We start from the raw sequence: 14,574 nt of genomic DNA on the forward strand, positions 1-14,574 counted from the left end.
CCTCGGTGCATCGTCGCTTGAGGAGCCACCATGACCATCCCCTACCTTGCGCTTCCCCTGAGCCTTGCCCTGCTGGCCGGCTGTGCCCAGCAGTCCCGTCAGCCCGTCGAACTGGATGCCGAGAGCGAATGCCCGCAACGCCTCTCGACCGGCCAGACCCTGACCCTGACGCTGGCCAGCAACCCCACCACCGGCTATCGCTGGCTGGTCAGGGATCCAGCCGCGCATGTGCTGCGCAGCCTGGGGCCGGAGATCTACAACAGCCCCGAGGACAACGGACTGGTCGGCAGCTCCGGCACCTCCACCTGGCGTTATCAGGCCAGCACGCCGGGCGAAGGCCACCTGGTCCTTGTGTATCAGCAGCCTTGGGCACAGGAGGTCCAGCCCGTGCAGACCTTCGAGTGCGCGATCAAGGTGAGGTGATTCGCCTCAGGCGGCCTCGATGCGCCTGCGTATCGCCAGCAGGTAGTCACGCGCCGTGAACAACGCCGCAAGCAACGCGCTGCTATCGGCAGCGTCCATCATGCCCTTGTCGACGACGCTCCAACCCTCGATGAACCGCTGCGCCTGAGTCAGCCATTGCTGACGCAGTTCCAGAAGGGCGTCGGCGTGACGATACTGGCTGACCGTCTCGTCGAGATTCCTGGACGCCTCCTGCATGACAGCGAGATTGTGTTTTTCCTGGTCGAGGGCCTGCGCCATTTTATTGCGCGCCTTGAGCACACTGGCATATTCACGCCCTTGCTCCAGCAGGTCCAGATGCTGATTCAACTTGGCGATGGCGGCCTTGACCAGCTCAGGCGATGCCGCAGGGCCCTTGATCGCTGGGAGAATTGAGTCGATGTCCTTGTCCTCGGGAATCATCTGGCGCAGCGCCCGGCTGATCGAGGGCGCATTGAGCAGCGCCAGACTGCTGTCGATTTCCGCCAGTGATGCTTCGCGACTCTTGATCGTCTGTTCGACTTCGTGCAAGGCGGTGGCGCTCTGCGCGATGTCCGCTTCAGCGGCAGCCCTGGGAGCGGCCAGATCAGGAAGCCGGTCCGCTTGCACAGCCTCGATCACTTGGGTCAGACGTTGGATGTCGCTCTGCAGCGCTCCACGGGAACGCAACAGCTCTTGCTCGTCGAGGTCATCGGTGGCGCTCTGTTCGAGCCCCTCGAGGTCGCCGTTCAACGTCACCAGGCTCGCGGTCACATCCTTGCGCAGGGCCTGGTTGGCCTTCTTCACCGACCGGGTGATGTCCTGCAGTTCCTCGCGCACCGCGGGGAGCAACTGGCTGGTCTGGTCCTGATAGATTGCAAGCACCTCCTTTTCGATGCTCATCAACCTCGACATATCGGGCATCGGTAGTTCATGGGCGACAGGTTTCATGGCGCTCCCTCCTCTAAAGGATCTTTGATAACCGCATTGAAAATTTCGGAAATGCTTTTGGAGATATTGAGGATATGGCGCCACGGCGAAATGACTCGCTCGAACTGCACGACGAACTTCTTCAGTTGTACATTGGTCGTGATCGCATTGACCTTCTTCATCGATGAATTCATGTACGACTCGAGCAACACCCAAACATCCTCTAGATTCGCGGTTGCCGCACGCACTTCCACCAGGCGGAAGCTGATGTCCATCACCGACTTCTTCAGGGCCTGGAAATGCGCCAGGCCTTCGCCTAGATCGGACTGCTGTTTGATCAGCGCATCGCGCTTAACGATCAAGTCGTTCTTTTCAGCCCGCACCGCCTCTGCCTTCGCACCGTAGATCCCACCCGAGACGGCCAGGCCTGCCGGACCGAAGGCCAGTCCGTAGAATGCCGCGCCGACCAGACTGTCGTACTCGCTGGCCTTTTTTTCGATCATGCCATCGAGCAGGATCAACTGCGTCCCGATGTTGGCGATCTTCGAATCCAAACTTTCCTTCGCCAGATGCTCCAACAACCCACGAGCCGTAGGCGACAGGTTGGTGGTGATCTGGTCGCCGAAGTGGTCGATGAGTTGCTTCACTTCGCCGATGACCCTGAGCTCATCGCGAATGGAGCTCAGAATCGCATCCAGATAAAGATCCACAGCCTCCTTGAACGCGAGGTGGTCGACGTCGGACAGTGGAATGCTCTTGCTGGCTTCTTCGGGGAGCTGATCCAGGCCACTGTCCAACGCCGCAGTGGTCTTCAGCTTGGAAATGAACTTCACCCCTTCGGTGATGAACTCTTCAGCGAACACCTGCAGGTCGCTACCCATCTTCTTACAGGCGTCTTCCACGTCATCCCACGCGTTGCCGTGGGCGTGCAGGTTGGTATAGAAGCGCAGGATGTCATCGACCTTGAGGCCGAGGGCATCCAGGTTGATATCGCCTGCCAGACCCTCACGAGTGGTGGGCAACCTGCTCACCGCGCTCTGGTAGCGTTTTATCGTTCGCAAGTTATCCCGACTGAACAGGAAGGCCGGATCACTCTTCTTGAAATCGAATATCTGTTGCGGGATGAATTCAACCCGCTCCTCTTCCGTCAGTTCATTGAACGGCTTACCCTGAGGGGGTGAACCTGACGAGGCGGAAGTGGGTTCGGCAGTAGCATCGGACATGATCGCTCTCCTCTACCAGTCATACGCCTGGCCTCGGGAAGAGGCCAGGAAAGTCACTGTATCGGTCACGGATGGACCACGAAGTCAGCTGCGCGCGAACTGGCGTGCGGGAAAATGCTCGGGGATCTGCCTGATCGTTGAGCCGAGGAGCCACTGCCATGCGGCGGCTGGCGTGTGGAGGATGCAGGCGCAGGGCGTCGGTTTTGCTAGAATGTGCACCTTTTTTCCGATGACGCATGAGCCCGCTGTGAGCCACCCCTCAGATCGCCTGTTCGCCCAGCCGCTTGATCGAGTCCCCGACTTCGTCTTCAACGAAGATGTCGTGCGGGTGTTTCCCGACATGATCAAGCGCTCGGTGCCGGGCTACCCGACCATCGTCGAGAACATCGGCGTACTGGGCGCGCGTTTCGCCCAGCCCCACACCGCACTGTACGACCTGGGCGCGTCGCTGGGCGCGGTCAGCCAGTCGCTGCGCCGTCACGTGCGCAGCGAGGGCTGCCGGGTGATCGCAGTGGACAACTCGGCCGCGATGGTCGAACGCTGCACCCAGTACCTCACCGCACAGGACTCCATGTTCCAGGAGCTGCTGCCGGTAGAAGTGCTGGAGGCCGATATCCTGGCGTTGTCCTTCCAGCCCGCCTCGTTCATCGCGATGAACTTCACCCTGCAATTCATCGCACCTGAGCAGCGCCAGGGGCTGCTGACGGACATTCGCCAGGCGTTGCTGCCCGGTGGCGCTCTGGTGCTCTCGGAGAAGCTGCACTTCGAAGACGCCCAGAGCCACCGACTGCTCAACGAGCTGCACCTGGACTTCAAGCGTGCCAACGGCTATAGCGAACTGGAAATTGCCCAGAAGCGCAGCGCCATCGAACATGTCATGAAACCCGATACCCTCGCCACCCACGAGCGACGCCTGCGTGAAGCCGGTTTCTCGAAGGTGGTGCCCTGGTTCCAATGCCTCAATTTCGCCTCGTTGATAGCGCTGCCATGATCGATCTGTCCCCTCTCGTCCGCCGCTTGGCGGGCACCCCACTGGCTGCCTGGTCCCAGGGCCTGCAAGCCCAACTGGACACCAAGCTGGAGAAAGGCCACGGCGACCTGGAGCGCTGGCGCGGCGCGCTGGCCGCATTGCCGTCACTGGTGCCCAGCGAGATCGACCTGAGCACGGGCCTGCGCCTGGATTGCGCCTGCGAGCCCGCGACGCGCGCGCAGATGCAGCAGGCCTTGATGGGGCTGTCGCCCTGGCGCAAGGGCCCGTTCGACCTGTTCGGAGTGCATGTGGACACCGAGTGGCGCTCGGACTGGAAATGGTCGCGGGTAGCCCCCCATCTGGACCTGCACGGCAAGCGCGTGCTGGACGTGGGTTGCGGCAACGGCTACTACCAGTGGCGCATGCTCGGCGCCGGTGCGGACATGGTCATCGGCGTCGATCCGAACTGGCTGTTCTTCTGTCAGTTCCAGGCCGTGCACAAGTACCTGCCCGACTTGCCGGCCTGGCACCTGCCCTTCGCGCTCGAGGAGCTGCCCGCCAACCTGGAAGGCTTCGACACGGTCTTCTCGATGGGGGTGTTCTACCACCGTCGCTCACCCATCGAGCACCTGCTGGCCTTGAAGGACTGCCTGGTGAAAGGCGGCGAACTGGTGCTCGAAACGCTGGTGGTCGAAGGTGACGAGCATCAGGTACTGGTGCCCGAGGACCGCTACGCGCAGATGCGCAACGTGTGGTTTCTGCCGTCGGTACCGGCGCTGGAACGCTGGCTGCGCCGCGCAGGTTTCAGCGACGTGCGCTGCGTGGATGTCAGCGTCACCGGCATCGAGGAACAACGCAGTACCGAGTGGATGCGCTACCAGTCGCTGGTAGACTTCCTCGACCCAGACGACCACAGCAAGACCGTCGAGGGCCTGCCGGCACCCCGCCGCGCCACCCTGCTGGCACGCAAGTGAACGAGGGCGCGCGGACGAGCCGCTGATTCAGCTGCGTCGAGGCGCCGCTGCCAGCATCAGCGCCTTCATCTCGGCCACGGCCGCCGGGAACCCGACGAACAGCGCGTGGGCCACCAGAGCATGGCCGATGTTCAGTTCGTTGATGCCCTCGATGGCCGCGACCGCCTCGACGTTGTGGTAATGCAGGCCATGCCCGGCATTGACCACCAGCCCCTGGGCCAGACCACAGGCGACACCGTCGACGATACGCTGCAACTCCTCGGCCACCTCGTCAGGCGTCTGCGCATCGGCGTAACGTCCGGTGTGCAATTCGACGGCAGGCGCACCGACGCGACGGGAGGCCTCGATCTGGCGCGGATCGGCATCAATGAACAGCGAGACTTCGGCTCCGGTGCGTGACAGCCGCTCGACTGCCTTTTGAATGCGCGCTTCCTGGCCGGCGACGTCCAGGCCGCCCTCGGTGGTCAGTTCCTGACGGGTCTCCGGCACCAGGCAGATGTGCGCCGGTCGGATCCGCTCGGCGAATGCCATCATTTCCTCGGTCACGCCCATTTCGAAGTTCATGCGAGTCTGCAGCACGTCCTTGAGCAGCAGGACGTCGCGCTCCTGGATATGCCGGCGATCTTCACGCAAGTGCACGGTGATGCCGTCGGCGCCCGCCTGCTCGGCATCCAGCGCCGCCTTGACCGGGTCTGGGTAGCGGGTACCCCGGGCCTGGCGCAAGGTCGCCACATGGTCGATGTTGACGCCGAGAAGGATGCGGTTGCTCTGGGTCACGAAAGGCTCTCCTGAAGATTGAGCCCCACAGCATACGTCGTGCTCAGCGCTTTCGAAACAGTTCGCGGCTGACCAGCGGCTTGGGCCCCAGGTGCACCGCCAGTGCCTGGCGCATCAGTCGCTTGGCGGCCAGCAGGGCGCCCGGCGCTTCCCATTGCGCTTCGGCCAGCGCCAGCAGCTCGGTGCCATTGAACAGCCCGGGCTGGAACAGCTCGACGCGCTCCAGGCCGCCGTCCACCTGCAGGCGATACAGCCCTTCGGCCACCACGGGCGCCTGGTCGACATCTTCGCTCAGGGAAAAGGCATAGCCCAGTTCGTCCAGCAGACGCCATTCGAAGGCACGCAACAACGGCTCCAGCGGGCGTCCGGCCGCCAGGGCCTGCAATGTCAGGCCATAGTGTTCGAACAATACCGGATGGGCCGCTTCGCCAGGCAGCAGGCGCATCAGCAGCTCGTTCAGATAGAGCCCACTGAACAGCGCCTCGCCGTGCAACCAGCCGGCCACGCCGACAGTATCCATGCGCACCACACTCTTGAGCTCGCTACGGCCCCGCAGCTCAAGCTCCAGTGGCACGAACGGGCGCACATTGCTGCCGCCCTTGCCGCGTGCCCGGCGCAGCACTGCACGGACACGCCCTTCAGGCGTGAGGAAATCCACCAGCGCGCTGGTTTCCTTGTAGGGTCGGCTGTGCAGAACGTAGGCGAGCTGAGGGCTGGGATGGTCCATGGGGCGCTCTGTGAAACTCGATGAGGCGCAGGGGCGCGGCGAACGCCCCCGCGAAGGCCGCAGCCATGACCGCGGGCGTCACGTCCGACGGCTCATGGCGTTGGGCCTCAGAGGTCGCCGTAGCCCAGCGAACGCAGCGCGCGCTCGTCGTCGGACCAGCCACCCTTGACCTTGACCCACAGGTTGAGCATGACCTTGGCGTCGAACAGCACTTCCATGTCCTTGCGCGACTCGGAACCGATACGCTTGATGCGCTCGCCCTTGTCGCCGATGATGATCTTCTTCTGCCCATCGCGCTCGACCAGGATCAGCGCGTGGATGTGCAGCACGTGGCCCTGCTGCTTGAATTCCTCGATTTCCACGGTGATCTGGTAAGGCAGCTCCGCGCCCAGCTGGCGCATGATCTTCTCGCGTACCAGCTCGGCGGCCAGGAAACGGCTGCTGCGATCGGTGATCTGGTCTTCCGGAAAGAAATGCTCGTTCTCCGGCAACTGCTTGGCGATCAGCGCTTCCAGCGAATCCAGATTGTGCCCTTGCTGCGCGGAGATCGGCACGATCTGCGCGTTCGGCAACTGCTCCTGCAGCCATTGCAGGTGCGGGATCAACTCGGCCTTCTCTTCCATGCGGTCGGTCTTGTTGACCGCCAGGATCAGTGGGCCCTCGACGTACTGCACGCGCTCGAGCACCAGTTGGTCCTCATCGGTCCAGCGGGTACGGTCGACCACGAAGATCACCACGTCGACGTCCTTCAGGGCGGCCGAGGCGTTGCGATTCATGTAGCGGTTAAGGGCCTTGTCGTTTGCCTTGTGCATGCCGGGCGTGTCGACGTAGATCGCCTGCACCTCACCCTCGGTCTTGATGCCGAGCATGTTGTGCCGGGTAGTCTGCGGCTTGCGCGAGGTGATCGCCAGCTTCTGCCCCAGGATATGGTTGAGCAGGGTGGACTTGCCCACGTTGGGGCGGCCGACGATGGCGACGTAGCCGCAACGGGTCGGGGTGTTCTCAGTCATTGCCATTCTCCACGCCCAGGGCGATCAATGCGGCGGCGGCGGCGACCTGCTCGGCGATGCGCCGGCTCACGCCCTGTCCACGGCTCTTGTTGTTCAGCAGCACCACTTCGCATTCGACGAAGAAGGTGCGGCAGTGTGGTTCGCCCTGGATGTCCACCACTTCGTAGCGCGGCAGGTCGCAGGCGCGCGATTGCAGGTATTCCTGCAGACGCGTCTTGGGGTCCTTGTTGGTGTCGACCAGCGTCAGCCCCTCGAACTCGTCGGCCAGCCAGGCGAGAATGCGCTCGCGGGCCGTCTGCATGTCGGCATCCAGATAGATGGCGCCGATCAAGGCCTCCAGGGCATCGGCGAGGATCGACTCGCGACGAAAGCCGCCGCTCTTGAGCTCGCCCGAGCCCAGGCGCAAGTACTCGCCCAGGTCGAAACCGCGCGCCAGGCGGGCCAGGGTCTCGCCCTTGACCAAGCGCGCACGCAGCCGCGACAACTGCCCTTCGCGCGCCTGGGGAAAACGCTCGAACAGCGCCTCACCGGCGACGAAATTGAGGATGGCGTCACCGAGGAACTCCAGGCGCTCGTTGTTGCGCCCGGCGTAGCTGCGGTGGGTCAGCGCCAGAAGCATCTGGTCGCGATTCTGAAAGGTATAGCCGAGCTTGCGCTCCAGGCGTTCGAGGGAAGCGTTCATGCAGCCACCCCATCGTTGTTAGACGCGTTCAAATCAACATCCTGAAAGACTGTTTGGCCGTGTCGCGTCGCCAGGCGACGGTGGAAGGGTTCATCCCTGAAGACACAGCCTATGTCAGAAATGCATTCGGCGCCGTCCGGGGACAGCGCCGAGGGGAATCAATGGATCAGGCCGACCCGGGACAGATTCGGCAGATGGCTGAGCTTGGGCTCCGGCCAGCTCATCCAGACCGCGAAGGCCTTGCCGACGATGTTGCGGTCCGGAACCATGCCATGCAGCTCGCGCGGGATGTTCGGATCGTCCCAGAAGCGGCTGTCGTTGGAGTTGTCACGGTTGTCGCCCATCATGAAGTAATGGCCGGCCGGCACGGTCCACTGCTGGTCGGGCGGCATGCGATAGCGGCTCATTTCCTTGCGAATCAGGTGCTCGGCCTTGCCCAGCTTTTCCTGGTACAGCTCGGCGCTTCCGAGCGAGCCCGCTTCGCTGCCGACCAGCTGCTCGGCGACCAGCTGGTCGTTGACGTACAAGCGCTTCTCGTTGGTGTAGCGAATACGGTCGCCAGGTATACCGACCACACGCTTGATGTAGTTGACGCTGGGGTCGCTCGGGTAGCGGAACACCATGACGTCCCCACGCTGCGGATCACCTACCGGGATGACCTTCTTGTCGATCACCGGCAGACGAATGCCATAGGAGAACTTGTTCACCAGGATGAAATCGCCCACTTCCAGGGTCGGCTTCATGGAACCCGACGGAATCTGGAAGGGTTCGACCAGGAACGAGCGCAGCACCAGGACGATGAACAGCACCGGGAAGAACGATTTGCCGTATTCGACCAGCAACGGCTCCTTGTTCAGGCGTTCGACCACCGCCACCTCGGGCTGGCTGACGCTGCCCTGGTAGTTGGCGATTGCCGCCCGCCGGCGCGGGGCCAGGAACAGCAGATCGATCAGACCCAGCAGACCGCAGACGATGACGGCGATGACAAGCAACAGCGGGAAATTTAGCGACATAGGACCTAGCTATCCAACCTGAGCACGGCAAGGAAGGCTTCCTGTGGAATCTCCACGTTACCCACCTGCTTCATGCGTTTCTTACCGGCCTTCTGCTTCTCCAGCAGCTTCTTCTTACGGCTCACGTCGCCACCGTAACACTTGGCCAGTACGTTCTTTCTGAGCGCCTTGACAGTGGTCCGCGCGATGATCTGACCGCCGATGGCTGCCTGGATCGCCACATCGAACATCTGCCGAGGGATCAGTTCCTTCATCTTCTCGGTCAACGCGCGGCCCTTGTAGGCCGCGTTGTCGCGGTGCACGATCAAGGCCAGGGCATCGACCTTGTCGCCGTTGATCAGCACGTCCAGCTTGACCAGGTTGGCCGACTGGTAACGATCGAAATGATAGTCCAGAGACGCGTAACCGCGGCTGGTTGACTTCAGGCGATCGAAGAAGTCCAGCACCACTTCGTTCATCGGCATGTCGTAACGCACCTGTACCTGGCTGCCGAGGAACTGCATGTCGCGCTGCACGCCACGCTTCTCGATGCACAGGGTGATGACGTTGCCCAGGTGCTCCTGAGGCACGAGGATGGTCGCGGTCACGATCGGCTCGCGGAAGTCGACCACAGAGGAGACGTCCGGGAGCTTGGAGGGGTTGTCGACCACGATGGTTTCACCGGTCTTCAACTCCAGCTCGTAGATCACGCTCGGCGCCGTGGTGATCAGGTCCAGGTCGTATTCGCGCTCCAGGCGCTCCTGGATGATCTCCATGTGCAACATGCCCAGGAAGCCGCAGCGGAAACCGAAGCCCAGGGCATCGGAGCTTTCCGGCATGTACTGCAGCGACGAATCGTTGAGGGTGAGCTTCTGCAACGCGTCGCGGAAGTCTTCGAAGTCGTCGGAGCTGACCGGGAACAGGCCGGCGTAGACCTGCGGCTGGATTTTCTTGAAGCCCGGCAGTACCTGCACTTCAGGGGTGCTGGAGAGGGTCAGGGTGTCGCCGACCGGCGCTCCGTGAATGTCCTTGATGCTGGCGATGATGAAGCCCACTTCACCGGCCTTGAGGTCGGCGGTGGCGGTGTGCTTGGGGGTGAACACGCCGACGCTGTCGACCAGATGCACCTTGCCGGTAGACTTGACCAGAATCTTGTCGCCCTTCTTGACCCGACCCTGGCGAACGCGCACCAGCGAGACTACGCCCAGGTAGTTGTCGAACCAGGAGTCGATGATCAGCGCCTGCAACGGCGCTTCGATGTCGCCCACAGGCGCGGGAATGGTGTGCACCAGGCGCTCGAGCACCTCGTCCACGCCCATGCCGCTCTTGGCGCTGCACGCCACGGCGTCGGTGGCGTCGATGCCGATGATCTTCTCGATCTCGTCCTTGACGCGATCCGGATCGGCCTGGGGCAGATCCATCTTGTTCAGTACCGGCATGACCTCCAGGCCCTGCTCGATGGCGGTGTAGCAGTTGGCGACCGACTGCGCCTCCACTCCCTGACCGGCATCGACGACCAGCAGCGCACCTTCGCAGGCCGCTAGAGAGCGCGAGACTTCATAGGTGAAGTCGACGTGGCCGGGGGTGTCGATGAAGTTGAGCTGGTAGGTTTTGCCGTCCTGCGCCTTGTAGTGCAGCGTGACGCTGTGGGCCTTGATGGTGATACCGCGCTCACGCTCCAGGTCCATGGAATCGAGGACCTGGGCTTCCATTTCGCGCGAGGTGAGGCCACCGCACATCTGGATGAATCGGTCGGCCAGGGTCGACTTGCCATGGTCGATGTGGGCGATGATGGAGAAATTGCGGATATGACTCAAATCACTCACAGGTCAACACTCGAAAAGGCTGCGAGCCGGACGCCCGCCAAAAAATAGCCGGGCATTGTAACGCAAGCCGAACGGATATGGGAGATTCCTCTGTCGCCGCCCCGCCACTACAGGGTGAGCTCTGCCGGGCACTCACGAAAAAGGGCAGCCGCAGCTGCCCTCTTCTCCTGCACCGGACCGCTTACTCGGCCAGCTTGAAGGTGATGAAGCTGGCGCGACCCTGGCGCAGCACGCGCATGGACACCGAGCGATTTTTCGGCAGTTCCTTGGCGATCTCGGTGAACTGCTTGGCCGAAGTGATGGCCTGGTTGTTCAGATGGCTGATCACGTCGCCTGGACGCAGGCCGATCAGGGCAGCCGGACCGTCCTGGACTTCCTTGATGACCACACCGCCCTTGAGCTCCAGGGATTTCTTCTGCTCATCGCTCAGCTCGGCCACCGAGACGCCCAGGCGGTTGCTGTTGCGTTCGGCGCCTGCCTGGCCACCCGTGCCGATGTCGGCATCGTCTTCGGGCAGCGCACCGACGGTGACGTCCAGGTTCTGGCGCTTGCCGTCGCGAATGATCTCCAGCTTGGCCTTCTGGCCATCCTTGAGGCCGCCGACCAGATGCGGCAAGTCGGCGGACATGACGATCGGCTGGCCGTTCATGCTCAGGATCACGTCACCCACCTGCAGGCCGCCCTTGGCCGCCGGACCGTTGTCCAACACCTGCGCGACCAGCGCGCCGGCCGGCTTGTCCAGGCCGAAGGACTCGGCGAGGTCCTTGTTGACCTCCTGGATGACCACGCCCAGCCAGCCGCGGCTGACCTTGCCGTCTTTCTTCAACTGATTGGAGACGTCCAGGGCCACGTCGATCGGGATGGCGAACGACAGGCCCATGAACCCACCGGAACGGGTGAAGATCTGCGAGTTGATACCCACCACTTCGCCATTCATGTTGAACAGCGGCCCGCCGGAGTTACCCGGATTGATGGCGACGTCGGTCTGGATGAACGGCACATAGGTGTCGTTGGGCAGGGTGCGCCCCTTGGCGCTGACGATGCCCTTGGTGACGGAGTGATCGAAGCCGAACGGCGAGCCGATCGCCAGCACCCACTCGCCGACCTTGAGTTTTTCCGAATCGCCCAGCTTCACGGTGGGCAGGTTCTTGCCATCGACCTTGAGCAGGGCCACGTCGGTGCGCGGATCGGTGCCGACCAGCTTGGCCTGCAATTCGCTGCGATCGGACAGGCGCACGATGATTTCATCGGCGTCGGCGACCACATGGTTGTTGGTCAGCACGTAGCCATCGGGGGAGATGATGAAACCCGACCCCAGCGACTGCGCCTCACGCTGGCGGTCGCCTCGGGGAGAGCGAGGCTGCTGCGGCATGTTGCGCTCGAAGAATTCGCGGAACATCGGCGGCAGACCTTCCAGATCCGGCATCTGGCCAGCCGCCACCCGGCGGTCGGGCAGCTTCTGCTTGGTACTGATGTTGACCACCGCCGGCGAGGCCTGCTCGACCAGGGTGGTGAAGTCCGGCAAGGCTTCCTGCGCCTGGGCAGTGAGCACCTGGCCAAGCATCAGCACGGCGGCGAACATCGATAGGTAGGATTTCAAACGTGGTATTGACATACGGCTCCCGTCACATCGAGCGTAGTTAGCAGAACGGCCTCTGCAGATACAGGAAAGGCCAGACTCCGGAAAGTCTGACCTATAGAAAATTTACCAGGTGATTGCAAATGACAATGCCTTAAATTCATGTCAGGCACATGCTCAGCGAGCGTAGGACGCCTCTGTGTCAACTAGCGTTGCGCCTGTGCGCCCTGGGCGCGCATCGACAATGCCACACGTTCCGCAGTCCCCAACGGAATCTCCCCCACCACCGTCACCATGAAGTTGCCCTCTGGCGTGTTCAACCGACGAGAAACGGCCGCAGTAGGCCCGAGCTGGACGCGCGTATCGGTGCCGGTATCGGTGATCGGCTCGAGAAACACCGAGAACCGCGCCTGCCCATCATCGTACATCAGACTGCTGACCGAACGACGCTCAGGACCGTCTCGCTGGACGGCACTGTCGATGAGTTCGAAGCCGGGCGGCAGCCAGTCCGAGCGCCATCCGACGATCGGCTCGGATTTGACCGCCAATGGCTTGCCCGGCGGTGTGCAATCCGAACTCGGCGCCAGGTCGCGATCGGTAGGCACCTGGGAGGTGTCCAGACGCGTAACCTGGAAACGCTCCAGCAACTGCCCCTTGTCGTTGAGCATCAACGAACGCAACGGCAGGCCGGTCTGGCGATCCAGATGCAGTTCGAAGGCGTAGCGGTACTGGTCGCGCGGCGTGACCGTGATGATCACGGCATCGCGACCGGCTATGCGGGACGCACCGGCGACGCTCAGGTCGTACCAGCTCATGAGTTTGAGGGGGTCGAGCACACGAGGAGAAGCATTCGGAGTCGAATGAACGTCATCGACCAGGTCGCCGCTGACGCATTGCACCTTGCCGTCTACACGGACGATCTCTTGCGGGAAACCGTCTAGCTGAAGCAGCCGTTCGCTGACTTGGCCATTGCGGGCACGATGCCAGATGTCATGGGAAGAAAAGCTGCCATTGCGTTCGTAGACGAAGGAGCCCTGGTAGCTCTGACTGGCTTCGGCCTGTGCCAGCCTGGTCAGCCATTCACTCGCCTCGGGCGAGGAGTTGGCCGCCAGTACCGGCACTGAAAGACATGCGCAACACAGTAGCGCCAAGTGAGGAAGCGCGCGCATGTTTCTCCTTACTTGGCAGGTTCCAGGCTGGCTGCACGAGCATAGGGCAGAGCGTTCTCAGCGCCTTTGAGCGCCGACTCCTGGGCATGCTGACGCAGGTAGCCGGGCAGACGCTGATCCCAGCCGGCCTGGTTCTGCAGCACGCCATTGGCCATTGGGCCGGTAGGCTGATCGCTGCTCTCGGTGTAGCCCGCCAGCACGGCAGGGCCTTGCGCCTGAGGAACGCTGACACCTTGCTGTACCGGCTGCTGGGAAGCGAGCTGGGCACCGGTGATTTCGTCCTGGTTATACAGACGTACACCTGCCAGAACCGCAACGGTCACCGAGGCGGCGACAGCCAGGCGGCCGACACTGCGCCATGGGCCGCGCTTGGCCTGCACGGGCACCGCCTCATCGGCCAGTGCAGCCGATACGGCCGAGGCGATGTCCAGGTTGGGCAGCAGCAGTTCCTTGTGCATGGCCGCACGCGCCACTTGGTAACGCGCCCAGGTAGCACGGGTTTCGGACTCGTCGGCTGCATTGAGCACCCGGCGCAATTCCAGTTGGTCCGCTTCGTTGTCCATTACCGCGGACAGCGATTCTTGCAAAGCTTCACGACTCATGGCGGTTCCTCTCTTGGCTGTAGCCGCTGTCTCAGGTTTCCTGCAACAGGGGCTGCAGGGCTTTGTCAATGGCCTCCCGAGCGCGGAAAATCCGAGAGCGCACGGTACCCACCGGACATTGCATGACACTGGCAATGTCTTCATAACTCAGTCCGTCGAACTCGCGCAGGGTCAGCGCCGTACGCAGGTCTTCGGGCAGTTGCTGGATGGTGCGATGGACCGTGCCCTCGATTTCATCCCGCAGCAATGAGCGCTCTGGTGACTCCAGATCCTTGAGCCCATGATCGCCATCGTAGAACTCCGCATCCTCGGAGCTCACATCGCTGTCTGGCGGGCGCCTTCCGCGCGACACCAGGTAGTTCTTCGCCGTGTTGATGGCGATGCGGTACAGCCACGTGTAGAAGGCACTGTCGCCGCGGAAATTGCCCAGCGCTCTGTACGCCTTGATGAAGGCTTCCTGCGCTACGTCTTGCGCTTCATGGGTGTCGTGGACAAAACGCACGATCAACCCGAGAATCTTGTGCTGATACTTCAGCACCAACAGATCGAACGCTCGCCTGTCACCACGCTGCACGCGCTCGACAAGCTGCTGATCCTCTTCCTGGGTTAGCATGAACACTCCTCGGTGAACTTGAAGGAGCGCTGCATCAAGCATCGTTCAGGCTTGCAACCATAGACTCGGCCTTTGTGCAA

At 62.4% G+C, this 14,574-nt stretch carries 15 protein-coding genes; 3 read left to right on the forward strand and 12 right to left on the reverse strand.

Annotated elements, in window-relative coordinates:
- Window positions 1-30 precede the first annotated feature (30 nt).
- Window positions 31-423: a protease inhibitor I42 family protein gene (locus tag IAE34_RS11225; protein ID WP_200139024.1), complete on the forward strand. Its 393-nt coding sequence runs from the start codon at window positions 31-33 to the stop codon at window positions 421-423.
- A gap of 6 nt (window positions 424-429) precedes the next feature.
- Here IAE34_RS11225 and IAE34_RS11230 read toward each other — a convergent pair whose 3' ends face one another.
- Window positions 430-1,371 carry an alpha-xenorhabdolysin family binary toxin subunit B gene (locus IAE34_RS11230; protein ID WP_200139025.1) on the reverse strand — a complete coding sequence of 314 codons (942 nt, stop codon included), beginning with the start codon at window positions 1,369-1,371 and terminating at the stop codon, window positions 430-432.
- A complete protein-coding gene (locus tag IAE34_RS11235; protein ID WP_200139026.1) occupies window positions 1,368-2,573 on the reverse strand; it encodes an alpha-xenorhabdolysin family binary toxin subunit A in 1,206 nt (401 codons plus the stop codon). Before IAE34_RS11235 ends, IAE34_RS11230 begins: the two co-directional genes overlap by 4 nt.
- A 229-nt stretch (window positions 2,574-2,802) precedes the next feature.
- Here IAE34_RS11235 and cmoA point away from each other — a divergent pair, with 229 nt between their 5' ends.
- Window positions 2,803-3,564, forward strand: a complete 762-nt coding sequence (gene cmoA, locus IAE34_RS11240; protein ID WP_200139027.1) for a carboxy-S-adenosyl-L-methionine synthase CmoA — start codon at window positions 2,803-2,805, stop codon at window positions 3,562-3,564.
- Window positions 3,561-4,517, forward strand: a complete 957-nt coding sequence (gene cmoB / locus IAE34_RS11245) for a tRNA 5-methoxyuridine(34)/uridine 5-oxyacetic acid(34) synthase CmoB (protein ID WP_200139028.1) — start codon at window positions 3,561-3,563, stop codon at window positions 4,515-4,517. The genes cmoA and cmoB overlap by 4 nt, the downstream gene beginning before the upstream one ends.
- A gap of 27 nt (window positions 4,518-4,544) precedes the next feature.
- Here the strand turns inward: cmoB and pdxJ are convergent, their stop codons facing one another.
- The 10 genes from pdxJ to rpoE all read right to left on the reverse strand — a co-directional run bounded on the left by pdxJ (window position 4,545) and on the right by rpoE (window position 14,494).
- Complete coding sequence (pdxJ, locus tag IAE34_RS11250) at window positions 4,545-5,294, reverse strand: pyridoxine 5'-phosphate synthase (RefSeq protein WP_200139029.1); 750 nt, start codon at window positions 5,292-5,294, stop codon at window positions 4,545-4,547.
- Between the two features lie 43 nt (window positions 5,295-5,337).
- Window positions 5,338-6,021 carry a DNA repair protein RecO gene (gene recO / locus IAE34_RS11255; RefSeq protein ID WP_200139030.1) on the reverse strand — a complete coding sequence of 228 codons (684 nt, stop codon included), beginning with the start codon at window positions 6,019-6,021 and terminating at the stop codon, window positions 5,338-5,340.
- Window positions 6,022-6,128: 107 nt separating this feature from the next.
- Window positions 6,129-7,031: a GTPase Era gene (era, locus tag IAE34_RS11260; RefSeq protein WP_200139031.1), complete on the reverse strand. Its 903-nt coding sequence runs from the start codon at window positions 7,029-7,031 to the stop codon at window positions 6,129-6,131.
- Entirely contained in the window at window positions 7,024-7,713 is a 690-nt protein-coding gene (rnc, locus tag IAE34_RS11265; RefSeq protein ID WP_200139032.1) for a ribonuclease III, read from the reverse strand. Before rnc ends, era begins: the two co-directional genes overlap by 8 nt.
- Window positions 7,714-7,871: 158 nt before the next feature.
- Entirely contained in the window at window positions 7,872-8,726 is an 855-nt protein-coding gene (gene lepB / locus IAE34_RS11270) for a signal peptidase I (RefSeq protein WP_200139033.1), read from the reverse strand.
- 5 nt (window positions 8,727-8,731) lie between these two features.
- Window positions 8,732-10,531 (reverse strand): translation elongation factor 4, encoded by a 1,800-nt coding sequence (lepA, locus tag IAE34_RS11275; protein WP_200139034.1) that lies wholly within the window; start codon window positions 10,529-10,531, stop codon window positions 8,732-8,734.
- Window positions 10,532-10,712: 181 nt separating this feature from the next.
- On the reverse strand, window positions 10,713-12,113 hold the full coding sequence (locus IAE34_RS11280) for a DegQ family serine endoprotease (protein WP_442793199.1): 1,401 nt from the start codon (window positions 12,111-12,113) through the stop codon (window positions 10,713-10,715).
- A 203-nt stretch (window positions 12,114-12,316) separates the two neighbouring features.
- On the reverse strand, window positions 12,317-13,279 hold the full coding sequence (locus IAE34_RS11285) for a MucB/RseB C-terminal domain-containing protein (RefSeq protein ID WP_200139036.1): 963 nt from the start codon (window positions 13,277-13,279) through the stop codon (window positions 12,317-12,319).
- 8 nt (window positions 13,280-13,287) lie between these two features.
- Complete coding sequence (locus IAE34_RS11290; RefSeq protein WP_200139037.1) at window positions 13,288-13,881, reverse strand: sigma-E factor negative regulatory protein; 594 nt, start codon at window positions 13,879-13,881, stop codon at window positions 13,288-13,290.
- A gap of 31 nt (window positions 13,882-13,912) precedes the next feature.
- Entirely contained in the window at window positions 13,913-14,494 is a 582-nt protein-coding gene (gene rpoE / locus IAE34_RS11295; protein WP_003252049.1) for an RNA polymerase sigma factor RpoE, read from the reverse strand.
- Between the last annotated feature and the right edge of the window lie 80 nt (window positions 14,495-14,574).

It is taken from the genome of Pseudomonas sp. S30 (genome assembly GCF_016518545.1).
In the GTDB taxonomy this organism is placed as follows: Bacteria; Pseudomonadota; Gammaproteobacteria; order Pseudomonadales; family Pseudomonadaceae; genus Aquipseudomonas.

Bases quoted from the DNA above. Each gene is read 5' to 3' on its own strand.
- cmoB (WP_200139028.1), top strand. From the start codon at position 3,561: ATGATCGATCTGTCCCCTCTCGTCCGCCGCTTGGCGGGCACCCCACTG.
- lepB (WP_200139033.1), bottom strand. From the start codon at position 8,726: ATGTCGCTAAATTTCCCGCTGTTGCTTGTCATCGCCGTCATCGTCTGC.
- rpoE (WP_003252049.1), bottom strand. From the start codon at position 14,494: ATGCTAACCCAGGAAGAGGATCAGCAGCTTGTCGAGCGCGTGCAGCGT.
- IAE34_RS11290 (WP_200139037.1), bottom strand. From the start codon at position 13,881: ATGAGTCGTGAAGCTTTGCAAGAATCGCTGTCCGCGGTAATGGACAAC.
- cmoA (WP_200139027.1), top strand. From the start codon at position 2,803: ATGACGCATGAGCCCGCTGTGAGCCACCCCTCAGATCGCCTGTTCGCC.
- IAE34_RS11235 (WP_200139026.1), bottom strand. From the start codon at position 2,573: ATGTCCGATGCTACTGCCGAACCCACTTCCGCCTCGTCAGGTTCACCC.
- era (WP_200139031.1), bottom strand. From the start codon at position 7,031: ATGACTGAGAACACCCCGACCCGTTGCGGCTACGTCGCCATCGTCGGC.
- IAE34_RS11225 (WP_200139024.1), top strand. From the start codon at position 31: ATGACCATCCCCTACCTTGCGCTTCCCCTGAGCCTTGCCCTGCTGGCC.
- IAE34_RS11285 (WP_200139036.1), bottom strand. From the start codon at position 13,279: ATGCGCGCGCTTCCTCACTTGGCGCTACTGTGTTGCGCATGTCTTTCA.
- IAE34_RS11230 (WP_200139025.1), bottom strand. From the start codon at position 1,371: ATGAAACCTGTCGCCCATGAACTACCGATGCCCGATATGTCGAGGTTG.
- recO (WP_200139030.1), bottom strand. From the start codon at position 6,021: ATGGACCATCCCAGCCCTCAGCTCGCCTACGTTCTGCACAGCCGACCC.
- IAE34_RS11280 (WP_442793199.1), bottom strand. From the start codon at position 12,113: ATGTTCGCCGCCGTGCTGATGCTTGGCCAGGTGCTCACTGCCCAGGCG.
- rnc (WP_200139032.1), bottom strand. From the start codon at position 7,713: ATGAACGCTTCCCTCGAACGCCTGGAGCGCAAGCTCGGCTATACCTTT.